Annotated in this window: 18 protein-coding genes and 1 riboswitch; of the genes, 4 read left to right on the top strand and 14 right to left on the bottom strand. The window is 62.3% G+C overall.

Annotation, left to right across the window (positions count from 1 at the left end; translation table 11 throughout):
- Positions 1-96: 96 nt before the first annotated feature.
- The 5 genes from ccoP to OU694_RS13770 all read right to left on the bottom strand — a co-directional run bounded on the left by ccoP (position 97) and on the right by OU694_RS13770 (position 5,220).
- Complete coding sequence (gene ccoP / locus OU694_RS13790) at positions 97-1,017, bottom strand: cytochrome-c oxidase, cbb3-type subunit III (protein WP_308911593.1); 921 nt, start codon at positions 1,015-1,017, stop codon at positions 97-99.
- Positions 1,014-1,205: a cbb3-type cytochrome c oxidase subunit 3 gene (locus OU694_RS13785; protein WP_308911592.1), complete on the bottom strand. Its 192-nt coding sequence runs from the start codon at positions 1,203-1,205 to the stop codon at positions 1,014-1,016. Before OU694_RS13785 ends, ccoP begins: the two co-directional genes overlap by 4 nt.
- A gap of 12 nt (positions 1,206-1,217) precedes the next feature.
- A complete protein-coding gene (gene ccoO / locus OU694_RS13780; protein ID WP_308911591.1) occupies positions 1,218-1,949 on the bottom strand; it encodes a cytochrome-c oxidase, cbb3-type subunit II in 732 nt (243 codons plus the stop codon).
- Positions 1,950-1,962: 13 nt separating this feature from the next.
- Entirely contained in the window at positions 1,963-3,603 is a 1,641-nt protein-coding gene (ccoN, locus tag OU694_RS13775) for a cytochrome-c oxidase, cbb3-type subunit I (protein ID WP_308911590.1), read from the bottom strand.
- 222 nt (positions 3,604-3,825) lie between these two features.
- Complete coding sequence (locus OU694_RS13770; RefSeq protein WP_308911589.1) at positions 3,826-5,220, bottom strand: pyridoxal phosphate-dependent decarboxylase family protein; 1,395 nt, start codon at positions 5,218-5,220, stop codon at positions 3,826-3,828.
- A gap of 107 nt (positions 5,221-5,327) precedes the next feature.
- Between OU694_RS13770 and rimO the strand changes: the two genes are divergently transcribed.
- The 3 genes from rimO (at position 5,328) to OU694_RS13755 (ending at position 8,505) form a co-directional block, all read left to right on the top strand.
- A complete protein-coding gene (gene rimO / locus OU694_RS13765; RefSeq protein ID WP_308911588.1) occupies positions 5,328-6,671 on the top strand; it encodes a 30S ribosomal protein S12 methylthiotransferase RimO in 1,344 nt (447 codons plus the stop codon).
- Between the two features lie 83 nt (positions 6,672-6,754).
- Positions 6,755-7,618: a substrate-binding periplasmic protein gene (locus tag OU694_RS13760; protein ID WP_308911587.1), complete on the top strand. Its 864-nt coding sequence runs from the start codon at positions 6,755-6,757 to the stop codon at positions 7,616-7,618.
- A gap of 77 nt (positions 7,619-7,695) precedes the next feature.
- A complete protein-coding gene (locus OU694_RS13755; RefSeq protein ID WP_308911586.1) occupies positions 7,696-8,505 on the top strand; it encodes a transporter substrate-binding domain-containing protein in 810 nt (269 codons plus the stop codon).
- Here the strand turns inward: OU694_RS13755 and OU694_RS13750 are convergent, their stop codons facing one another.
- The 7 genes from OU694_RS13750 to gor all read right to left on the bottom strand — a co-directional run bounded on the left by OU694_RS13750 (position 8,506) and on the right by gor (position 18,293).
- The gene (locus OU694_RS13750; protein WP_308911585.1) at positions 8,506-9,996 is read right to left on the bottom strand and encodes a PQQ-dependent sugar dehydrogenase; all 1,491 of its coding nucleotides are present in this window, start codon (positions 9,994-9,996) and stop codon (positions 8,506-8,508) included.
- 49 nt (positions 9,997-10,045) lie between these two features.
- A complete protein-coding gene (locus OU694_RS13745; RefSeq protein WP_308911584.1) occupies positions 10,046-10,984 on the bottom strand; it encodes an ABC transporter substrate-binding protein in 939 nt (312 codons plus the stop codon).
- Positions 10,962-11,468, bottom strand: a complete 507-nt coding sequence (locus OU694_RS13740; RefSeq protein WP_308911583.1) for a DUF6580 family putative transport protein — start codon at positions 11,466-11,468, stop codon at positions 10,962-10,964. Before OU694_RS13740 ends, OU694_RS13745 begins: the two co-directional genes overlap by 23 nt.
- 27 nt (positions 11,469-11,495) lie before the next feature.
- Entirely contained in the window at positions 11,496-13,400 is a 1,905-nt protein-coding gene (locus OU694_RS13735) for a TonB-dependent receptor plug domain-containing protein (RefSeq protein ID WP_308911582.1), read from the bottom strand.
- 168 nt (positions 13,401-13,568) lie between these two features.
- Positions 13,569-13,754: riboswitch (cobalamin riboswitch) on the bottom strand.
- A 121-nt stretch (positions 13,755-13,875) separates the two neighbouring features.
- Positions 13,876-14,904, bottom strand: coding sequence for a 2-oxoacid:ferredoxin oxidoreductase subunit beta (locus OU694_RS13730; protein ID WP_308911581.1), 1,029 nt, complete (start codon positions 14,902-14,904; stop codon positions 13,876-13,878).
- Between the two features lie 16 nt (positions 14,905-14,920).
- Positions 14,921-16,768: a 2-oxoacid:acceptor oxidoreductase subunit alpha gene (locus OU694_RS13725; RefSeq protein ID WP_308911580.1), complete on the bottom strand. Its 1,848-nt coding sequence runs from the start codon at positions 16,766-16,768 to the stop codon at positions 14,921-14,923.
- 166 nt (positions 16,769-16,934) lie between these two features.
- Positions 16,935-18,293, bottom strand: coding sequence for a glutathione-disulfide reductase (gor, locus tag OU694_RS13720; RefSeq protein WP_308911579.1), 1,359 nt, complete (start codon positions 18,291-18,293; stop codon positions 16,935-16,937).
- Between the two features lie 193 nt (positions 18,294-18,486).
- On the opposite strand from gor, the gene OU694_RS13715 reads away from it, so the two are divergent.
- On the top strand, positions 18,487-19,956 hold the full coding sequence (locus OU694_RS13715) for a M20/M25/M40 family metallo-hydrolase (protein ID WP_308911578.1): 1,470 nt from the start codon (positions 18,487-18,489) through the stop codon (positions 19,954-19,956).
- On the opposite strand, the gene OU694_RS13710 is transcribed toward OU694_RS13715, so the two are convergent.
- Entirely contained in the window at positions 19,953-21,449 is a 1,497-nt protein-coding gene (locus tag OU694_RS13710; RefSeq protein WP_308911577.1) for a sodium/proline symporter, read from the bottom strand. The two genes, OU694_RS13715 and OU694_RS13710, sit on opposite strands and share 4 nt — an antisense overlap.
- Positions 21,449-21,982: a hypothetical protein gene (locus OU694_RS13705; RefSeq protein ID WP_308911576.1), complete on the bottom strand. Its 534-nt coding sequence runs from the start codon at positions 21,980-21,982 to the stop codon at positions 21,449-21,451. The genes OU694_RS13710 and OU694_RS13705 overlap by 1 nt, the downstream gene beginning before the upstream one ends.
- Positions 21,983-22,001: the final 19 nt, after the last annotated feature.

Genomic DNA, 22,001 nt, shown 5'->3' with positions numbered 1-22,001 from the left:
GTTTTCTTCCACCTGGCTTCGAGGCCATCGGCCCCGTCGGAAGATCGCGGCGGCACCCCTCAATGCCGCCGCAACCGTTGGCTATGCGGGAAAGCCTCAGCGGCTTTCCATGCTCTCCACCGGGGCGGCTTCACCGCCACCGAGGCTGTAGACATAAAGGGCGAGCTGCTTGATGGTCGCCTCGTCCAGGCGGCCAGCCCATGCCGGCATCACGCCGCGCCGGGCATAAGCCACCGTCTCGTAAACCGCAGCCCGGTCGCCGCCGTAAAGCCAGATGGCGTCGGATAGCTTCGGCGCACCGAGATCATGGCTGCCTGCACCGCCTTCCATATGGCAGGCCACACACTGCTCTTCATAGATTACAGCGCCGCGGGCAACGCGGGCTTCATCTTCGGCCTTGCCCGACAGCGACAGGACATATTCGGTGACATCAAGCACACCGTCACGGTCCAGAATGCCATCCGCCAGGAAGCGGGGCATGTCGCTGAGGCGGGTTTCGGGATCGGTTTCCGACCGGATGCCGTGCTGGATCGTGGTATAGATGGCGTCGATAGTGCCACCCCACAGCCAGTCATCGTCATTGAGGTTCGGGAAGCCGGTGAAACCCTGTGCGCCCGAGCCATGGCAACCGGCGCAATTGTCGCCGAATGCCGCCTTGCCGCCCTGCAGGGCGAAGTCGTGCAGTTCGTCGTTCGCCGTGATGGCGGCGAAGTCGGCGCTGCGGATCTCGTCCACATATTTCGCCTGCTCCGCCTTCACGGCGCCGATTTCCTCCGCCACATCCGTGCGCTGGGCATAATCGGCCGTGCCTTTCACATAGGTCCAGCCATCACCCGACGGGAAGGGCCAGGACGGATAGACGATTGTGTAGCCGATGGCGAACAGGATGGTGGCATAGAAGGTATAGAGCCACCATTTCGGCAAGGGATTGTTGAGTTCCTTGATGCCGTCCCATTCATGACCCGTGGTCTCGACACCCGAGATCTGGTCGATGTCCTTTTCATGCTTGTCGCTCATGACCGGTCTCCTTTGCCGCCGGGGGCGGCAGGCATGTCATCATCGTCGCGGAGCGGCGCGGACGCCGCCCGGTTGAACTTCGCGCTGTTGCCCGGCCAGAGGGCGTAGAAAACCGCGACCACGAAGAGGGTGACCAGAAGGACGAGCCCTCCCGTTTCCGCGAAATAGATGGCGTCTTGATAAGTCATCAGAGCCTCCCGTCAGCGCGCGTTCTCTTCGGCCTTGTACAGGTCGAAGTCGACAAGCGTGCCAAGCATCTGCAGATAGGCGACAAGGGCATCAAGCTCTGTCGGGCTACCCGGCCTGGTGTCGAAGTTGCGGATCTGCACCTTGTCGCCGTAGCGGCCGACAAGGCCGTCATAACCCTCCGAGAAGGGATCAAGCTGGGCTTCAAGGTCTTCCTTGCCAGCCTCGACCATCTCGTCCGAATAGGGCACGCCCACGGTCTGGTGTGCCTTCATCAGCGCTTCGACATGCTCGTACTTGAGCGGCGTGGAAGCGAGGAAGGGATAGCCCGGCATTACCGTTTCCGGCACCACGCTCGAAGGTGCTGTCATGTGCAGGACATGCCATTCATCCGAATATTTGCCGCCGACGCGGGCAAGATCCGGCCCCGTGCGTTTTGAGCCCCACTGGAAGGGATGGTCATACATGCTTTCCGCCGCCAGGCTATAGTGGCCGTAACGTTCGACCTCGGCCCGAAGCGGGCGGACCATCTGGCTATGGCAATTGTAACAGCCCTCGCGGATATAGATCTCGCGCCCCATCAGTTCGAGCGGGGTATAGGGCCGCATGCCCTCCACCTTTTCGATCGTGCTTTTGATAAGGAACAGGGGAACGATCTCCACAAGGCCGCCGATCGCCACGACGATCAGGACAAGCACCAGCATGAGGATCGAGTTTCTCTCGATGGTTCCGTGATTGAAGGCCATGATGTGCGCCCTCCTATTCTGCGGCCGACAGGGCGGGTTCGATAACTTCCTCGCCCTTCCTGACGTCGCCCTTGATGGTCTTGTAGATGTTGAAGGCCATGATCAGCGAACCGATCACAAAGAGGAGGCCGCCGCCGGCGCGGATCACATAGTAAATGTGCATCTGCTCGACGCTCTCGACGAAGCTGTATTTCAGGAAGCCGAGGTTATCGTAGGCGCGCCACATCAGGCCCTGCATGATACCGGCAACCCACATCGACGAGATGTAGAGAACGATGCCGAGCGTCGAGACCCAGAAGTGCCATTCAACAAGACGGGTGGAATAAAGCTGCTTGCGGCCCCAGCACCATTTGGCAAGGCAATAGATGGCACCGAAGCTGACATAGGCCACCCAGCCAAGTGCGCCAGAATGCACGTGGCCGATTGTCCAGTCCGTATAGTGGCTGAGGCTGTTCACCGCCTTGATCGACATCAGCGGACCTTCAAAGGTGCTCATGCCATAGAAGGCGATCGAGACGACCATCATGCGGACCACGGGGTCGGTGCGGAGCTTGTCCCAAGCACCCGAAAGCGTCATCAGGCCGTTGATCATGCCGCCCCACGAGGGCATCCACAGCATTACCGAGAAGACCATGCCGAGCGTCTGCGACCAGTCGGGCAGCGCCGTATAGTGCAGGTGGTGCGGGCCGGCCCAGATATAAAGGAAGATCAGCGCCCAGAAGTGGATGATCGACAGCCGGTAGCTATAGACCGGGCGACCGACCGCTTTCGGCACGAAATAATACATGATGGCAAGGAAGCCGGCAGTGAGGAAGAAGCCCACCGCATTGTGGCCGTACCACCATTGAATGAGCGCATCCTGCACACCCGAGAAAAGCGCGACCGAACGGCTCGAGAAGGGGCTGATCGGCACCGCGAGGTTATTACCCAGATGCAGCATGGCGATGGTGACGATGAAGCCGAGATAGAACCAGTTGGCCACATAGATATGCGGCTCCTTGCGCTTCATCAGCGTGCCGAGGAAGACAACAAGATAGGAAACCCAGACGACGGTCAGCCAGAGGTCGACGTGCCATTCGGGTTCGGCATATTCACGGCCCTGGGTCGCACCCATCAGGTACGAGGTTGCAGCCATCACGATGAAGAGCTGGTAGCCCCAGAAGACGAACCACGACAGGCCGTTGCCGAAAAGGCTGGCCCGGCTGGTTTTCTGCACGACATAGAAGCTCGTCGCGATCAGCACGTTACCACCGAAGGCAAAGATCACCGCGCTGGTATGCAGCGGCCGCAGGCGCCCGAAGTTCGTGAAGGACGTATCCAGATTGAGGGCCGGGAAGGCCAGTTGCAGGGCGATCACCAGCCCGACAATGAAGCCGACCACACCCCAGAAAGTGGACGCGATCACGCCCGCGCGGACGACCCGCTCGCGGTAGGCGCCTTCGGGCGTGTTAAGCGTATCGCTGCCGAGGAAGACCACGGCACCCACGCAGAAAGCGGCAAAAAGAAGCGCATGCAGCTGCATCACGCTGTCCCAGGCCCCCGCCGAGACAACCACGCCGCCGAGCGCCAAGACTGAAAAAAGAATGGTGAAAATCAGGGTCGAGGCTGATTTGCCCCGCCCGGTTCCCACCTCGGTTGCTCCATCGCATCCCATCGTTTGTCCCCTAGCTCAAGTGTGAAGGGCAGGCCGCCCCAATAGGGAGCCGCCTGTCGATGCTCCCTTGTCGCCTGATTTGCGCGACAGTCTATTGATCAGGATCAAACTTTCGCTGCGGCAGGCTGTCGCAGAGGCGGAACGTCGCACCACATGTCGCACTTCGGGGAAAGTACAACAAATTGAAGAATATGGGAATTGGGGGTTGTAAGCGTGGGCGGATCAGCCGAAGCCAGCCGCCAGTTCCTTCACCCGCGCCCATGCGGCCAGAACATCGCCCCGCGTGGTGCGGAAGGCACCGACGGAGACACGGATGACGGGCCGCCCTTTCACCTTGGTGCGGGTGAGATAGGTGAAGCCGTCGCTGTTGACGGCCTCGAGCAGCGCCTCGGTGCGCGCATCGGCATCCTTGCCCGTAAGGCGGAAGGTCAGAAGCGCGAGATTGGGGCCGGTGACCAGCTCAAAAGCCTTGTCGGCCCGGATGAGGCCGGCAAGCTCTGTGGCCCACGCCACATGGTTCCGCACCATCTGCGCGATGGCCTCGGTGCCGTAGGAACGCAGGACAAACCACAGTTTGAGCGCGCGGTTGCGGCGGCCGAGCTGGATGCCCCAGTCTCGGTAATCGGTCACACCTTCCGTTGATTTCAGATACTCGGGCAGGATCGTCAGCGTGCGGATCAGGGTTTCCTTGTCGCGCACGAAATGGGCCGAACAATCGAAGCCCACGCCCATCCATTTGTGCGGATTGAAGGCATAGCTGTCTGCGACCTCAAGCCCGTCCATCAGGTAGCGGAACTCGGGCGCAATCATCGCCGTGCCCGCCCATGCGGCATCGACGTGATAATAGCAGCCATGCGCCCGCGCGATGATGCCGATGGCCTTGAGGGGATCACACGCGCCAACGCCCGTGGTGCCCACGCTTGCCACCACCATGGCCGGCTGGATGCCGACGGCCTTGTCTTCCTCGATCATGCGGGAGAGAGCCCCGGGATGCATCGCGAAACTGTCGTCCGTCGGCACAATTCGGAGGCTCGCCTTGCCAAGCCCCGCCATCTTCACCGCTTTTTCCAGGCTCGAATGGGTTTCGGCGGAGGTATAGATACCAAGCTTTGGCCCTGCATACAGGCCTTCCGCGTTCACCTTCCAGCCCGTGGCGCGCTCGCGGGCGGCAAGAACGGCACAGAAAACGGCGGAGGAGGCGGTGTCCTGAATAACTCCCTGCCAGCTGGCCGGCAGGTCCATCGCCTGCTTCAGCCATTCCATCATGCGTTCCTCCAGCTCGGTCGCCGCCGGGCTCGTTTCCCAGATCATGGCGTTCACGCTCATGGCTGCCGTCAGCATGTCGGCGAGGATCGAGGGCGGTGTCACGTTCGAGGGGAAATAGGCCAGAAAACGTGGATGCTGCCAGTGTGTGGAGCCCGGAACGATGATGTCCTTGAAATCCTTGAAGATGGCACCGAAAGCCTCGCCTTCCGTGGGCACTTGCTTACCGAGCTTCGCCGCAATTTCGCCGGGGGCAACCTGCGCCCGCACCGGATAATCGCGCACGCCCTCGAAATAGTCGGCGATCCAGTCGACAAGGGCATGGCCCTGACGTTTGAACTCTTCGGCGTCCATATCGCCCTCCCCCTTAACCGCTTTCTCACACATTTCTGCTAGCACTGGCGCGCCCCGGCGCTTTCGGTTATAAGCCGCGCGCCTGACCGTAGAATAGAAAGCACACGATGAACAAGCCTTCCAAAGTGGGTTTCGTTTCCCTTGGCTGCCCCAAGGCCCTTGTCGACAGCGAGCGCATCCTGACGCAGCTCCGCTCCGAGGGCTATGAGATTGCCGCCGACTATGACGGCGCCGATGTTGTTGTCGTCAACACCTGCGGCTTCATCGACAGCGCCAAGGAAGAGAGCCTTTCGGCGATCCGCGAAGCCATGGAAGAAAACGGCCGGGTGATCGTCACCGGCTGCCTCGGCCCCGAGGAAGAGAAAATCCGCGAAGTGGCGCCGGGCGTGCTTGCCGTCACTGGCCCCCATCAGTATGAGGCCGTGGTGAACGAAGTCCACAAGGCTGCCCCCCAGCCGCATGACCCCTTCACTCATCTGGTGCCGCCGCAAGGCCTGCGCCTGACGCCGCGCCATTATGCCTATCTGAAGATTTCGGAAGGCTGCAACCACCGCTGCAAATTCTGCATCATCCCGTCGTTCCGCGGCGATCTAGTCTCACGCCCCGTGCGCGCAGTGCTGCGCGAGGCTGAAAAGCTGGTGGAAGCCGGTGTGCAGGAAATCCTCGTCATCAGCCAGGATACCTCGGCCTACGGGGTCGACAAGAAACACGCAGCCGAGAAATGGAAGGACAAGGACGTCCGCGCCCACATGACCGACCTTTGCGCCGCGCTTGGCGAAATGGATGTCTGGGTGCGGCTCCATTATGTGTATCCCTACCCGCATGTGGACGACGTGATCCCGCTGATGGCGGAAGGCAAGATCCTGCCGTATCTGGATATTCCCTTCCAGCATGCGAGCCCCAAAGTGCTGAAAGCCATGAAGCGCCCGGCCAACGAACAGAAGGTGCTGGAACGCATCCACAAGTGGCGCGATATCTGCCCCGAGATCGTCATCCGCTCCACCTTCATCGTCGGCTTCCCCGGCGAAACGGAAGAAGACTTCCAGTATCTCCTCGACTGGCTGAAAGAAGCCCGGCTCGACCGTGTCGGCTGCTTCAAATACGAGCCCGTTGAGGGTGCGGCCGCCAACGAGCTGCCGGATCAGGTGCCTGAGGACGTGAAGCAGGACCGCTGGAACCGCTTCATGGAAGTGGCGCAGGCGATCTCGGCCGAGAAACTTCAGGAACGTGTCGGCCTTGAAATGGCTGTGCTGATCGATGACGTGGACGACGAGGGTGCCGTTGGCCGCACCTATGCCGACGCCCCGGAAATCGACGGCAAGGTCTATCTGCCCGGCGCCACCGACCTGATCCCCGGCACCATGGTGATGGCCTATATCACCGAGGCGACCGACTATGACCTGATCGGCGAAGTTGTATTTGATGACGAGGACGAAGACGACGACTGGTAAACTTTAAGCCATTGATTCTTCGAAAGGTTGACAGTCGTATACCCGACGCGTTCTAGTAAGCTCGGGGTAGGTAACAGGCAGGCATGACCGTGGCTCGCAAGCGCCGCCATCTCTCAGCAGCATTCGGGCTCGGCCTTGTGGCCCTGCTCGCAATTCCCGCAGCCGCCGATGAGGCCGCCTGCACCCCCATGACCGTGGCGGTGCCCGAAGCGCTGGCCGCCTCCCCCCTTAATACAGTGGTCGAGCGCGCCTACGGGATGGCGGGCGTGGATGCCGAATTTCGCGTCCTCCCCAACCGCCGCACGGCAGCGAGCCTTTCGGTCGCCGAGGTCGATGCCATCCTTATTTCGGCGGAACCCCGCATCGAAGACGCCGAGAATTTCCTGCCCGTGCCAGTGCCGGTCGCGCGGGTCACCTATTATCTGGCGAGCTATTCGCTTGGGCCCAATGATGTGAAGACGCTCGAGGACATCACCCGCTACCGGCTGGTGCTGCCATCGGGCTTCACCCATCTCGCCAATCTCCTCGGCCACCGGCGCTGGGTGGAAATGGGCACCTATGACGCCATCCTGAAACTGCTGAGGCACGACCGCGCCAATCTTGCCCTCGGCACGCTCAGCTTCGCGCGCTACGCCGAAACGCAGGATACGGACCTCAACATCTTCCCCGCGCCGATCACCCCGCGTTTTGGCTATCACATGGTTCGACCCGCCTGCAGCGATGCGTTTGCAAAACTGCACGCTGCGCTTCGCACCCTTGTCGAAAATGGCGACATGGCTGCCATGTATGACGCACAAGGTGCACCCGAGTCCGCTATCACGCCTGAAATGCTCGATACCCTCGGTCCCACGGGCGGACTGGAACCCGCGCTTGCAGGCGAGACCGAAAAACTGCTGCAAGCGCCGACCCCTGAAGGGGACGCCGACCCGGATCCTACAAGCTCTTGATTTTCATACGAATCCCGTGGGAGAATCGCGGCGATCTACTCGCTGTTCGTCAACAACGACAGAAAAGACACTGGATCATGCGCTTTACCGGGATTGCCATTACCCTGGCGTTTACAGTCTTCACGACCGGGGCCACCCTGCCCGCCGTCGCGGAGCAGCCGGTCATTCGACTGGCCGTTTCAGAACTGACGACGGACGCACCGGTCATTCGTGTCCTCGAGCAAGCTTACGCGAAACTCGGGATGAGACTGGAACTTGCCCACCTGCCCCGCAAACGGGCGCCGGCACAGGCGAACGAAGGCGTTTATGACGGCTTGCCGGTCGCCCTTGGCATGGGAGCTGTGGCCTATGAAAACCTCGTGCCCGTTCCAGTCCCGCTCTGCAAGATCGGCTTCCGGCTCTATACCACCCGGCCGCTGCCATCGCCGGAGATGACCCTCGCCGACCTCAAGGCATACGAGGTCGCCACCATTCGGGGCGTTCGCATGCTTGAACTCAGCCTTGGCGACCTCAATCTGATTGAGGCGCCAACCTATGGTCACCTGTTTGGAATGTTGCGGCGCGGCCGGATCGACATTGCGCTTTCGCCCACCAGCCTGCAGCTTCTCGAACAACATATCCCCGGCGGATTCCATAGCCAGCCGGCTCCCTTGAACCCGGCTTTCTGCTATCACGTCCTGCACAAGTCCCACGCGTCCCTGTTGACGGACGTGGCGGAAAGCCTGCGCGGGATGATCCGTTCGGGCGAACTGGCCGCCGTGTACGCGGCCGCAGGCGCCCCGGAAGCGGCGATCACGATGGATGATCTTGATCGGCTCGGCCCGTCCGGCGGTATCGACCAGCTGAGGGAAGACTGGCGCACCACGAACGATGCGCCAGCCGATTGATCAACCCGCGTCTTTCAGCAGATAGATCGCCAGCGCCTCGCGCTCGGCGTCCGAAAGTTCATACGTGGGCATCGGGCCAGGCGGGTTGGCCAGCAGTTCCTTGAGGCCTGCGATATCGAACCGGGCTTTCAGGTTTTTCAGTTCCTTCACGGCCACCCCTTCGGGTGCGGCCTCCTGCACATGGCAGGACGCACATTCGTTGCCGATGAACAGGAGCTTGCCAAGCCCGGCGCGTTCCTCGATCCGGGCGGGATCGATACCGGCGAGCGGATCGGTCGCATCCGCCGCCGCGCGGTCCATGGTGCCCGCCTCCATGCCGCCCCAGGTGACGCGGTAGATGGTGCCGGAATAATCGTCCGACACATAGATGGCGCCGTCCGGTCCCTGCACCACATCGACCGGGCGACCGATGACATCCTCATCCTTCTCGAAACCGGTCATGAAATCGCGTTCGGTGATTTTGCCATCCGGCCCCCAGTGCAGGCTGACAACCTTGTAACCAACGAGGACCGAACTGTTCCACGAGCCGTGCTCTGCCACCAGCGCCGCCCCTTCATAGCCTGCAGGCTCCCGCCCCGGTGTCAGGAACCGCATGCCGAGCGGTGCGCGGTGGGCGCCGAAGCCATGCACAGGCGCGATGGAGCGCGCAACATCCGCCTCGTGCCCCTTGCCCATGTCGGGGTCGATTTCCTTGTCGTTATTGGCGAAGGGCCAGCCATAGAAACCGCCGTCCACAACCTCGTTCAGCTCGCAGTGGGGATAGTTGTCACCGAGCAGGTCGCGGCCATTGTCGGTTGCGAACAGCTTGCCGGTTTCGGGCTGCCAGTCGAACCCGACCGAGTTCCGAAGCCCCGTTGCATAGGTGCGAGCCTCCGAACCATCCCGGTTCATCACGATCATTTCAGCGCGGTAAGGCTCGGTTTCGATACAGACGTTGCAGGTGGACCCCACAGTCACATAAAGGCGCCCGTCTGGCCCAAGTCCGAGCGTGCGGGTGCGGTGGTTGCCGCCGTCCGGCATGCCGGTGAAGATGGTTTCCATCTTGCCCATCGTGCGGGTGGCAGCGTCAAACGGCGCCCGGCTCACCTGCGTTTCCTCGGCGATATAAAGATACTCGCCGTCGAGATCGATGCCCGACGGCAGGTCGAGTCCGTCCGCCAGCAGCGTGCGCCCGTCGGCACGGCCGTCACCGTCCTTGTCAGCGTGCAGCAGCACGATCTTGCCGTCGCGGTGCGTGGCGACGATCATGTCGCCCGCTGCCGTGAAGCGCATCATGCGGGCCTTCTCGACCCCGTCGGCATAAATGCCGACCTTGAAGCCTTCAGGCACTTGCAGACGGTTGTTCGCGGTTTGCTCGTCAACCGCACTGGCTTCCTTGCCCGTCAGGAAATCGAGGAACGGGCCGTTGATCGTCGGCGCCGCCCACCAGAGGCCTGCCACCGCCACACCAACAACAGCACCAGCGCCGATAATCCATTTCTTTTTCGACATAGCATTTTCCCCCGGTCATTCGTGGGGCGAGACTATCGCCGTGAGCCCCTTATCGCAAGGAAAGGCGGCGTGACGATGGCGATTCGTCAGAGAGCGGATGGATGAGCGAGGCCAGCAGTTCAAGACTGTCCACGAGGCGCGGGCCTGGCCGGTTAAAGAGGCCATTGCCATCAACGATCCGCACCCTGGTGCCGGCGTGTTCAAGGGCGGCGAGCGCTGCGGCAGCTTCACCGAGGGCTGCATCGGCGCGGGTGCGGGCGGGCTCGAACCCGCACATGGCGAGGATCAGATAATCGGGCTGCAGGGCTGCTACCTCGTCCCAGTCCGTACGGCGCGAGGGCGCCCCTGAAAGACCCGACACATCGACCCCGCCCGCGAGCGTGATGAGGTCTGCAATCCAGTGGCCTCCCATGAAGGGGGGATCGAGCCAGTCAAGCAGCAGCACGCGCGGGCTGGTTTCATGCCGGGCGACGCGGGCAACGACCCTGTCGATCCGCGCATTCAGCCGCATCACCAGTTGCTCGCCGCGTTCGGGCACGCCAGCGGCCACTGCCACCGCATGGATGGTTTTCAGCACATCGGCAAGGGTGACAGGCTCCAGATTGACAAGCCGGGGCTTTGAGGCAATCGCACCAAGGGCGGCTTCCACATCCTCGCCAGAAACCGCGCACACGTCGCACAAAGCCTGCGTGACGATCAGGTCTGGCTGCAGCTTTTCCAGAAGATCAGTATCGAGCGCATAGAGGGCGGCGTTATCCGCCAGATGCGCACGCACGATCCGGTCGATCTCTGCCTGCGGGGCCGCCTTGTCAACGACGCTTGAGGTCAGCACCGGCAGGCCTTCAACGCCTGCCGGATAGTCGCAGCAGTGTGACACGCCGACGAGATTGCCCCTGAGCCCGAGAGCGGCGATGATTTCGGTAGCGCTGGCGAGAAGAGAGGCGATCCGCATGGGCTCCGCTTCCTCAGGCCGCGTGGCCGCCTTCATTCCGTCGGGCTTCCCGCATGTGGGCGATCGCGGCCTCCCCACCGAACAGCAGGGTCGCATAGACGGCATCGCCGGCAATCGAGGCCATGAGCATCGGCAAGCCGGCCACATAGCAGGCCATCAGGTCCGCGAAGGTCGGCGGATAGAAGGCGATCCAGTTGCCGATGTTGGAGATAAGATAAAAGGCGATGGCATTGACGAGTACGGCAGATGCCACCGGCACGACACCCCGCCGGGCGCGCAGCATCGCCCGCCCGATCAGGGGTCCGGCCAGAAAGCCGATGTAAACGGCAATCAGCACACGGGCGTCATAGAAGCCCGTGATGATATTGCCGACAAGAAGCGCGATGACCGGCAGCGCCAGCGCCTGCAGGAGGGGCATCCGTGCCCCGGCAAAAAGCCCGAAGGCACCGATGGGCGTGAAGTTCATCGGGTGCGGCAACAGCCGCGCCACCACCGCAAACAGGATCAGGAACCGGGTCATCGCGCTTCTCCGTCTCTTAAAGGGCGCTTAAAGGGCGATGCGGAGGCCGGCGTAAGCCGCTGCCCCCGGTGTCGCGAAGCCGACGATATTCTCGTACTTCTCGTCGAAGACATTCTCGACCCGCGCCGTGACGCTGACATGATCGTTGATGCGGTACGCGCCCGTCACACGGGCGAGCACATAGGATTTCAGCGTCAATGTTTCAGAGGCGAGCGGCCACGGCGGGAAGAAGGTATCAAGCGCTTCACCGGTGTAGGCGGCACTCGCCGTCAGGGTTAGCGCACTTGTTGCTTCCCATGTGGCGACGATGCTGCCGCTATGCTTCGGGCGCCGCAGTTCACGCTGGTAGCCACCCGCACCATCGGGCTCCTTCGCATTCACGAAGGCATAGCTCGCCGAAAGGCTGAAGCCATCCACCGGGCGGGCGTCGGCGGTCAGTTCAAAGCCGTCCCGTTTCGATTTGCCGTCCACATTGCCAGCGGTATAAAGCCCGCTTGCAGGATCGAACACGAAACCGTTGATCTCGTCCTTCAGGCGGGTGCGATAGACGGCGGCACCGAGCGTCAGCTTCTCGGGCACCAAATCGAACGAACCGCCAACCTCGACCGAAACACTGCGTTCGGGCGTCAGGTCCGGGTTGCCGACAAACTGGTCGGAATAGAAACCGAAGCGTTCCACAAAGGTCGGGGCCTTCTGGGCGCGGGCCGCACTCGCATAGACCTTGCCGCGACCGTCCATCAGGTCCTGCGACAGGGCAAAGCGCCAGCTGGTGAAATTCCTGAAGTCGCTGTTGTCATCGTGGCGGACGCTGGCATTGAGCGTAAGACCCTCCAGAACATCACCCTGATAGGCGGCCACAAAGCCCGTCACATCCATCGAGCGTTTCTGGTTCGGATCACCCCACGGCTGGGCGATGCCTTCCTGCGTGAAATCGGTGTTTTCATGATCAACGGCAAACGTCAGCGTATGGCCTTCGCTGAGCGTGAAGGCTGCATCGGCGTAAAGGCCAAGGCGCTGGGCGCTCGTGGCGCCGTCCGCTGCTTCACCCACATAATTGTCGATCGATGTATCAAGGAAGGTGACCCGCAGGCCCTGCTGCCAGCGGCCATCCAGCAGGCTGATGCGTGCGGCGGCACCCAGGGTGGTCGAGTGGTTTTCCGTGCGGTTGTCGCTGTCCGCCGGCAAGCCGGTCGCGAAATCGGTACCGTCGAACTCGCTTTCAGCGTCTGTGTGGCGCAGCGTCAGGTCCAGCCGGAAATCCTCGCTCGGGGTCACGCCGATGGCGCCCGAAACGGTGAGGTTCTCATAGCCGTCATCCTCGTCTCCCGTGCGGGAAACATTGGTGCCGTCCGATTTGCCGTAACCGACAGCAAGTCGGCTCGTGAAGGTTTCGCTGCCGGCGCCCACGGCGCCGTACAGGCGTTTGGTGTCGAACGCGCCATATTCGCCGCCCACATGGCCCTGCACGCCCTCCTCGGCACGTTTGGTGATGATGTTGATCACCCCGGCTACGGCATCGGAACCCCAGACGGCAGAAAGGGGCGCACGCGCCACTTCGATCCGTTCAATGTCAAGGCCCGTCAGGTGTTCGAACTGGACTTCATCGCCAGCGGCGGGGTCGTTCAGTTCCACGCCGTCCACCAGCACCAGCACCTGGTTGGCTTCGGCACCGCGCAGGCGAAGCTGCGTCTGCCCGCCGACCGAGCCGGCGGTGGCGGCGGCCATGCCCGGCACTTCGGCCAGCACATCGGCAAGGCGGTAAACCTGCCGGTTTTCAAGCGCGGTGCCATCGATCACGCTGAGGCTGACACCGGCGCGGGAGAGATCACCCGCGCGGACGGCGGTCACTTCGATGGTTTCCACCTCGCCGGCCGCGATGGCGGCGGGGGTGAGAAGGGTGGAGAGAAGCAGAAAAAAAGTCAGTTTCGTCATCGTCAAATAGCCTTGTTCCCGGCCGAAACGGCCGGATGGACCCAAAGCCGTGGCGGAAAGGACTGGCGCTGATGACGAAGCAAAGGTCGTCTCGGCGGGCCCGACGCACACGGCAACACATACGTGTCGCCGGTACGGATACCCGCTCCCTTGGACTGACCCGGTCCCGGGATCGACGACGTGACGGCAGGCTTCCTGACTATGCGGGTCTCGGCTTCGGTCCGCCTTCCCGGTTTGCACCAGTGGCATTTCGGACCATCGCTCGCCGCTTACAGTTGCGGGTACAGTCGGGGATTTCCACCCCGTTTCCTTTTATCCCCTCTCCCGAGGGGCACCGTCACGCATTGGTATAGGGGGGAATATGGGCGGGGGCAATATGCCATTTCGTCACCCCGAACCTGATCCGGGGTCCATGTCGGCCACCTGTACGACTGGATGCCGGGTCAAGCCCGGCATGACGGAAGGGGTGGCCAGCTTACTCCACCACCCAGGTCTCGCCGGCCTTCATGATGTCCTGCAGGCTGCGGCGGCCCTTGGCGCTGGCGACGCGACCGAGGACGGCTTCGGTGTAGGTCTCACCGCGTGGCGCGGCGTAGATCACCCCCATGGCGACCGGCTCGCCTTCCTTGTGGCCGAGGCGGGCGACCATCTGGGCGAGCGGCAGGCTGGTTTCGTCATGCACCTGGATATGCTCAAGGTCGACGCCGTTGCCGAGCGTGACAACCTCAAGGCTGAAGGTCGCGGGGTTGAAGCGAATGCCCTTCTCATTGTCCTTGCCGAACAGCATCGGCTTGCCATGCTCCAGATGCAGCTGGTGATCGGGGGCCGAGGCCTTGTCGGTCACCTTCGCCCAGACATCATCGTTATAGACAATGCAATTCTGCAGGATTTCCACGAACGCCGTGCCCTTGAACTGATGGGCGCGGGTGAAGACGATGGGCATATGCTTCTGTGCCGTATCCACCGTGCGGGCCACGAAGGGCGCGTTGGCACCGAGCGCGAAACTAATCGGATCAAGCGAAGGGTCAAGCGAGCCATCGGGGGTGGAGGGCGAGCGGGTGCCGACGTCCGATGTCGGGCTATATTGCCCCTTGGTGAGGCCGTAAATCTTGTTGTTGAAGAGCAGGATCTTGAGGTCCACGTTACGGCGCAGCGCATGCATCAGATGGTTGCCGCCGATCGAAAGCCCGTCGCCGTCCCCCGTGACGACCCAGACATCCAGATCGTTGTTGGCGAGCTTCAGCCCCGTCGCAATCGCCGGCGCGCGGCCGTGGATCGTGTGGAAGCCGTAGGTATTCATATAATAGGGGAAGCGGCTGGAGCAGCCGATCCCTGAGACAAACACGGTGTTTTCGCGCGTCACGCCGAGGTCCGGCAGGGTGCGCTGCATGCATTTCAGGATCGCATAGTCCCCGCAGCCGGGGCACCAGCGCACTTCCTGATCGGTCGCAAAATCGGCGGGCTTCAGCGGTTCATTCATCTTGGCGGCGCTCATGTCGTTCATGGCTTCGCTCCCTCGATTATGCGCCGAGCATGGCGCGAATGCCATCCAGGATTTCGACAATCTTGAACGGCTGGCCGGATACTTTTGTGAAGGGCTTGGCGTCGACAAGATAGGTGTCGCGCAGCACCGTCTTCAACTGGCCATGGTTCATTTCCGGCACCATGATCTGTTTGAAGCCCTTCATCAGGTCCCCGAGGTTCGCCGGGAAGGGATTGAGATAGCGGATATGGGCGTGGGATACCTTCAGCCCTTCGGCGAGCGCGCACCGCACGGCTTCCGAAATCGGGCCGTAGGTGGAACCCCAGCCGACGACCAGCAGGTCGCCCGTCGCCTCGCCCTGATCGATTGTTTGCGCCGGGATATCGTTCGCGATACCGGCAATCTTGTTGGCGCGGGTATCGGTCATCTTCTGATGGTTGGCGGGGTCGTAGGAGATGTGCCCCGTCGCGAAGCTTTTCTCGATACCGCCGATCCGGTGTTCGCAGCCCGGTGTGCCGGGGATCGCCCAGTTGCGGGCCAGCGTCTTCTCGTCCCGTTTGAAAGGGTTGAAGCCCGCCTCGCCCGGCTCGGTCACGAACTGCACCTTGAAGGGTGCGTAAGTGGAAAGATCGGGGATCTTCCACGGCTCGGCAGCGTTCGCGATGAAGCCGTCGGTGAGCAGCATCACGGGGGTCATGTATTTCACGGCCAGCCGGCAGGCCTCGATGGCGGCATCGAAACAGTCACCGGGGGACGAGGTGGCAACGACCGGCAGGGGCGCATCGCCGTTGCGGCCATAAATGGCCTGATAGAGGTCCGACTGTTCGGTTTTGGTCGGCAGCCCGGTCGAGGGGCCGCCGCGCTGGCTGTTGATGATGACGAGCGGCAGTTCGGTCGAGATGGCAAGCCCGATGGCTTCGCCCTTGAGCGCGATACCGGGCCCGGACGAGGATGTGACACCAAGCGCCCCGCCATAGGAGGCCCCGAGCGCGGCGCAAACTGCCGCAATCTCATCCTCCGCCTGGAAGGTGACGACGCCCAGTTCCTTCATGCCGGAAAGTGTGTGCAGCACGGGCGATGCCGGGGTGATGGGATAGGAGCCGAACATGACATTAAGCCCGGCAAGTTCCGCCCCGGCCACGATGCCCCACGAAATCGCCTGACTGCCTGTGACGGTGCGGTAAAGGCCGGGTTCGGATTTCACCGCGTCGATCTGATAGCGCTTCAGGGTGGCCGAAAGCTCGGCCGTTTCTCCAAAAGCGTGGCCGGCGTTGAGCGCGGCGATATTGGCGTCAGCGAGCGTCGGCGCCTTCGAAAATTTCTTCTGCAGCCAGTTTGTCACCGGCTCGCGTTTGCGGCTGAACATCCAGAGCATCAGGCCGAGCGTCCACATATTCTTGCAGCGCAGGGCCTCCTTGTTGCCAAGGCCGAAATCCTTCACGGCTTCGAGCGTGAGCTTCGAGATATCGATCTCGATCAGCTGGTAATCCTTCAGGGTGCCAGCCTCGATCGGGTCGGCATCATAGCCCGCCTTCTGCAGGTTGCGCGGGTTGAAGGTGCCGGTATCCACCACCAGCACACCGCCCGAGCGCAAATCGCCAAGATTGGTCTTCAGGGCTGCCGGGTTCATGGCCACCAGCACATCGGGGCGGTCGCCCACCGTCATAATCGCCTTGGCGCCGAAATTGATCTGGAAGGCAGACACGCCGAAGGTGGTGCCGACGGGCGCCCTGATCTCGGCGGGGAAATCGGGGAAGGTCGCAAGGTCGTTCCCCGAGAGGGCAGTCGTGGCGGTGAAACGGCCGCCCGTCAACTGCATGCCGTCACCACTATCACCTGCGAAGCGAACCACGGCGGATTCTAGATGCTGGATCTCTGCACTCATATGGATCGTCCTTGTTTTTTACTACGGCACAAATACTAAAGCCGGGCCCCTCCCTTCCGTCGTACCTTGAATATCGTTGAAAGGCGACGGAGAAAAACTAATAACACTCGCCATATGCGCTTGTCGCGGGCGATATTGCCGCACCCCCCATGCTGCGGCCTGATGCCTAATTGCTGCGCGGCGTGCGCATCAGTACAAATTCTTCGGCCGCCGACGGATGCACCGCCACGGTGCGGTCGAAATCGGCCTTGGTGAGACCGGCCTTCACCGCAATCCCCACCCCCTGAATGATTTCTGCTGCATCCGCGCCGATCATGTGAGCACCAAGCACCTTGTCGGTTTTCCGGTCGACAACGAGCTTCATGAAAGCGCGCTCAACGCCGCCGGCGAGCGTCTGTTTCATCGGCCGGAAGTCGGACACATAGACCGTCACCTCATGGCCCATTGCAACGGCATCTCCTTCCGACAGGCCGACCGTGCCGATGGGCGGCTGCGAGAAAACGGCGGTCGGGATCGCGTCATGCTCGGGCGATGTCGGCGTGTTGCCATAAAGGGTCAGCGCGAAGGCGTGGCCTTCCTTGATGGCGACAGGGGTCAGCGCCACCCGGTTTGTCACGTCGCCCACCGCATAGATCGCCGGGTTGGTGGTGCGGCCATATTTGTCGACAATCACCCCGCCCGCATCATCAAGCGCGACACCGGCCCGGCGCAGGCCCAGATTTTGCGTATGCGGATTGCGGCCGGTGGCAAACATCACCGCACCCGCGTCAAGCGTTGAACCATCGGTGAGCTTCAGGTGCACACCCGACGCGGTCTTTTCGATTTCGGTAACATTGACCCCGCACCGCAGGTCGATCCCCTTGGCTTGCATCTCGGTCGCCAGCCGGCTGCGCAGGTCATCATCGAAACCGCGCAGGATCTGTTCGCCCCGGTAAAGCTGGGTGACCTTCGCGCCCATGCCGTTGAAGATGCCCGCGAACTCGACCGCGATATAGCCCCCGCCCACGACCACGACATGGTCCGGCAGGTCCGGCAGATGGAATGCCTCGTTCGAGGTGATGGCATGCTCGGCCCCCGGGATATCCGGCACGGTCGGTGTGCCGCCGGTGGCGATGAGGATGGTTTTGGCGGTGACCAGCTTGTCGCCCAGCGTCACTTCATGCGGACCGGTGATGACGGCGCGGCCCATCATGATCTCGACACCCGCATTCTTCAGCGTCTGGATATAAAGGCCGTTCAGCCGGTCGATCTCGGCATCCTTGGCGGTGATAAAGGCTTTCCAGTCGAAGTGGGCCTCGCCGACCTTCCAGCCAAAGCCCCTTGCCATTTCGAACTCCTCGGCGAAGTGCGAGGCATAGACCATCAGCTTCTTCGGCACACAGCCGCGGATCACGCAGGTACCGCCAACGCGATATTCCTCGGCCACCGCCACGCGTGCACCAAAGCCCGAAGCGATCCGCGCGGCCCGCACGCCGCCCGAGCCTGCACCGATGACGAAAAGGTCATAATCAAAACTGTCGGCCATGTCTCATATCCTTCTCAAATCCGGCTTCAGCCTATACGGCAGCGCACCCCATTTGCAAACGCACGGGCGTTCACGAACGGGCGAGGCTCCCTGATATGCCCCATCCGTTATGGCTGCTGCGGCATTTGCGTCTTGTTAGCATGGCTAACTGTTCCTAATGTGACGCCAGTTCAGGAATTTGGAGGATACGGGAATGGTACGTCGGCTGATTCTGTCTGTTGTGGCGCTTCTCGCGGTTCTGGCCGCCGTCATGGTTGGCCGCACACTGATGGCGCCGGGCATGCCCGCACCTGTCGCTGCCCCCGAAGCCTTCGCGGTGAACGAAGAAGAAGCCGTCGCCAAGCTCGCCAAGGCGCTGACTTTCGAGACCATCTCGCGCGCGCCCGGTGCCCCTTATGACACCGAAGCCTTCGATGCCTTCCACGCCTGGCTTGGCGAGGCCTTCCCAAATGTTTTCTCGCAGCTGAAGGTCACCCGCATCGCGGGCCACAGCCTCCTCATCGAATGGCCGGGCAAGGACACAAGCCTGCAGCCCGCCATGTTCCTCGCGCATATGGACGTGGTGCCGGTGGACCCCGCCACACTCGGTGAATGGACCCACCCGCCCTTCGCCGGCACGGTGGCGGATGGCATGATCTGGGGTCGCGGCGCGCTTGACATGAAAGGCCCGCTGATCACGCTTCTGGAGGCCACCGAGACGCTCCTTGCCCGTGGTTACACCCCCGCCCGCACCATCCTTCTGGGCCTCGGCCATGACGAGGAAGTTGGTGGCTCAGGCGCTGTCGCCATTGCCGCACACCTGAAGGAAACCGGCATACGGCCGGCCTTCGTGCTCGATGAAGGCGGCGCTGTTGCGACCGACGGCCTGTTTGGCGGCACCAGCGAACCGGTCGCGCTGATAGGCGTTGCCGAAAAAGGCTATATGAGCGTGAAACTGACAGCGCGCGGCCAGGGCGGGCATTCGTCGCGCCCCGGCAAGGATACGGCGATCAGCCGCCTTGCGAAGGCCATCCAGCGGCTGGAGGGTTACGAGTTCCCGAACGATGCGCGCTTCCTACGCTCCACGCTTGAGCCCGCGATGCCGCTGTTGCCGTTCGGGCAGCGGCTGGCGGTTGCCAACCTGTGGCTGACCGAACCGCTTGTTGTGGCGCTGATGAAAGAAGCCCCCGACATGGCGGCGAGCCTACATACAACGAAGGTGCCGACGATCCTTTCGGCCGGCATCAAGGATAACGTGATCCCGACCGTGGCCGAGGCCACCGTCAACCTGCGCCTTTTCCCCGGCGACGCGCCCGAGGCCGTCCTTGCCACCCTGCGCGAGGTGATCGCGGACGACATGATCAGCGTGGAGCCTGCAAGCAGCGTGATGACGCCAGCCTCACCCGTCAGCCCCACCGATAGCGACGCTTACCGGCTGATCAGCGACACGATCAAGGGCATGACCCCCGATGCGCCGCCGCCGGTTGCCACCATGCTGGTGCTGATGGCCACCGACGTGCGCCATTATGCGGGCGTCAGCGATGCGCAATACCGCTTCAACTATGTGCCGATGACCCCGGCGCTGATCAGAACGCTGCACGCCGAAGACGAGCGTGTGCCGGTTTCGGCGATCCCCGACATGGTCCGCTTCTTTGGCCGGATGATGCTGGGCGCCGGAGGTTAAAGGTCCAGCACCCGGTCGATATCCTTCGGCAGGCTTTTCGGCTTGTCGAGCAGCGACACGATGATGAAAAGCGTGAGGGACACGAGAAGGGCCACAAAGCCCGGATCCATCCCGTGGGGCGGTCGCACACCGGCGAGATAGAAACCGATATTGATGGCGAGTGCGGCAACGATGGCCGCCACCGCCGCCCTCGCCGACGCGCGCTTCCAGTTGAGCCCAAACATCACGACCGGCAGCAGTGCCGAGGCGAACGTGCCCCAGCCGAACACGCCAAGGAAGCCGATCAGGGCGCCGTTTTCATAGAAGCTGTAAAGAGCGAAAAGCGTCGCGAAAATGCTGAGCCCGATGGTCGCTGCCCGCGCCCAGAAAAGCTCGGCAGTGAGCGACCGGCCTCGGATCGCCTTCGGGATATCATGGATGATCGCCGCCGCCCCGATATTGAGGAAACTGTCGGCAGTGGACATGATCGCCGCAAACAGCCCGGCAAACACGATACCTGCAAGGATCGGGTTGGCAAATTCGCGCAGGAACACGGGGGCCGCTTCATCGGGCGCGCCAAGCGGGGCATGCATGTCGCCAATCACCAGCGCGCGCATCACCATGCCGATCGATACCCAGAGAAGGGCCGCGAGCACGTAGCCGATCACGGTGATGGGCACGACGATGCGATTATCGGAAAGCCGGCGGTTCATCATCATCTTGGTCGTCACATGCGGCTGGCCGGACAAGCCGAAGCCAAAGAGGAAGAACCATGAAAGCGCCGCCATCGGCCCCATGGTGCCAAAGGGCAGTGCCGATTCCGGGTCCTTGTCCATCAGGATCTGGCTCGCCTCGCCAAGCCCGCCATCGAACACGCCGATGGCCGCAATGACGACGAGCACACCGGCCACCATCATCACGAAACCCTGGATCAGGTCGGTGTAAACGGACGCAATGATGCCACCCGTGACGCAATAGAAGATCAGCACGGCGGACGAGATCGCCGCACAGGCCGCAAGGCTGATCCCGGCGAACATGGCGGTATCGGCAAGCAGCGATTGCAGCACCATCGCCATCGCAAGGATCTGGGTTGCCAGATAGCCGATGACACCCAGAAGGATCGTCAGCGCCGAAAGGCCCCGCGCCCAGTTGCTGTCATAGCGCGCCATCACAAGGTCGGGCAGGCTGACCGTATCGCGCAGCTCCGCGATCATGCGGATGCGCTTGGCGATCAGATAATAGCCGATCCCGAAGCCGAGGGCCGACACGGTCGCCATCCACATCGAGGAAAGGCCGGTGGCATAGACAAGCCCCGGCCCGCCGACGAACCCGAAACCCGACAGGGTGGAGGAGAAAACGGCAAGCGATACGACCCACGGCCCAAGGCCGCGACCGGCGACGAAAAAGTCCCCCGCCGTGTGGGTGCGTTTCATGGCCCAAAGGCCAACCCCGATACAGAAGACCATGTAAAGGGCAACGAAGCCGAGGATGATCTCGTGTGCGTAAGCGTCCATCACGCGCCCTCCCCGCGTTCCGCCTTCATCTCGGCGACGAGCGCGGCGAAGGCGGCTTCATCGTCTGCATGCAGGATGAAGCGACGGAAACCCCACACATAGAAAAGATCGAACGCAAGCATCGATCCCCAGACACCCCAGATGGCGACGGTGGAAGGCCACGGGAACCCGAGCACAATTGCCGGCTCGTCACCGCCAACCGCTGCGCGGTAGCCAAACCAGATGGCCGTCCAGACAGCAGCTGCCGCAAGCGCCAGCAGGGTGAAGCCGACGCGCGCGGCGCGAATGCGGCGGTGTGCGGGCAGCGAGAAATCATAAAGGATCGCGACAAGCGCGATGACGATCAACTGCATGAAATAGGGTGCGTTTCCGAGCGCATCGAGGCGCGCAGCCGCGTCACCGCCCACCTTCATGCCATCAATCGTGGCGTGTGGCAGGCCGGTCGCCCCGGCGGTCAGCGGTGCTTCCCATACGAAGGCGACAATGCCCAGAAGGACAATCAGCAAACCAAGGATCAGATAGATATGCCGCACTGCTCGCCCTCCCCCTGAC

The sequence above is a fragment of the Pseudokordiimonas caeni genome (assembly GCF_026719705.1).
Lineage (GTDB): Bacteria > Pseudomonadota > Alphaproteobacteria > Sphingomonadales > Kordiimonadaceae > Gimibacter > Gimibacter caeni.
The sequence above is the reverse complement of the archived record's forward strand: the minus strand, read 5'-3'. Positions and strand labels throughout refer to the sequence as shown.

Bases quoted from the DNA above. Each gene is read 5' to 3' on its own strand.
- OU694_RS13745 (WP_308911584.1), bottom strand. From the start codon at position 10,984: ATGAAGGCGGCCACGCGGCCTGAGGAAGCGGAGCCCATGCGGATCGCC.
- OU694_RS13750 (WP_308911585.1), bottom strand. From the start codon at position 9,996: ATGTCGAAAAAGAAATGGATTATCGGCGCTGGTGCTGTTGTTGGTGTG.
- OU694_RS13770 (WP_308911589.1), bottom strand. From the start codon at position 5,220: ATGGACGCCGAAGAGTTCAAACGTCAGGGCCATGCCCTTGTCGACTGG.
- OU694_RS13730 (WP_308911581.1), bottom strand. From the start codon at position 14,904: ATGAACGACATGAGCGCCGCCAAGATGAATGAACCGCTGAAGCCCGCC.
- gor (WP_308911579.1), bottom strand. From the start codon at position 18,293: ATGGCCGACAGTTTTGATTATGACCTTTTCGTCATCGGTGCAGGCTCG.
- ccoO (WP_308911591.1), bottom strand. From the start codon at position 1,949: ATGGCCTTCAATCACGGAACCATCGAGAGAAACTCGATCCTCATGCTG.
- ccoN (WP_308911590.1), bottom strand. From the start codon at position 3,603: ATGGGATGCGATGGAGCAACCGAGGTGGGAACCGGGCGGGGCAAATCA.
- rimO (WP_308911588.1), top strand. From the start codon at position 5,328: ATGAACAAGCCTTCCAAAGTGGGTTTCGTTTCCCTTGGCTGCCCCAAG.
- OU694_RS13740 (WP_308911583.1), bottom strand. From the start codon at position 11,468: ATGACCCGGTTCCTGATCCTGTTTGCGGTGGTGGCGCGGCTGTTGCCG.
- OU694_RS13760 (WP_308911587.1), top strand. From the start codon at position 6,755: ATGACCGTGGCTCGCAAGCGCCGCCATCTCTCAGCAGCATTCGGGCTC.
- OU694_RS13785 (WP_308911592.1), bottom strand. From the start codon at position 1,205: ATGACTTATCAAGACGCCATCTATTTCGCGGAAACGGGAGGGCTCGTC.
- ccoP (WP_308911593.1), bottom strand. From the start codon at position 1,017: ATGAGCGACAAGCATGAAAAGGACATCGACCAGATCTCGGGTGTCGAG.
- OU694_RS13710 (WP_308911577.1), bottom strand. From the start codon at position 21,449: ATGGACGCTTACGCACACGAGATCATCCTCGGCTTCGTTGCCCTTTAC.
- OU694_RS13755 (WP_308911586.1), top strand. From the start codon at position 7,696: ATGCGCTTTACCGGGATTGCCATTACCCTGGCGTTTACAGTCTTCACG.
- OU694_RS13725 (WP_308911580.1), bottom strand. From the start codon at position 16,768: ATGAGTGCAGAGATCCAGCATCTAGAATCCGCCGTGGTTCGCTTCGCA.
- OU694_RS13735 (WP_308911582.1), bottom strand. From the start codon at position 13,400: ATGACGAAACTGACTTTTTTTCTGCTTCTCTCCACCCTTCTCACCCCC.
- OU694_RS13715 (WP_308911578.1), top strand. From the start codon at position 18,487: ATGGTACGTCGGCTGATTCTGTCTGTTGTGGCGCTTCTCGCGGTTCTG.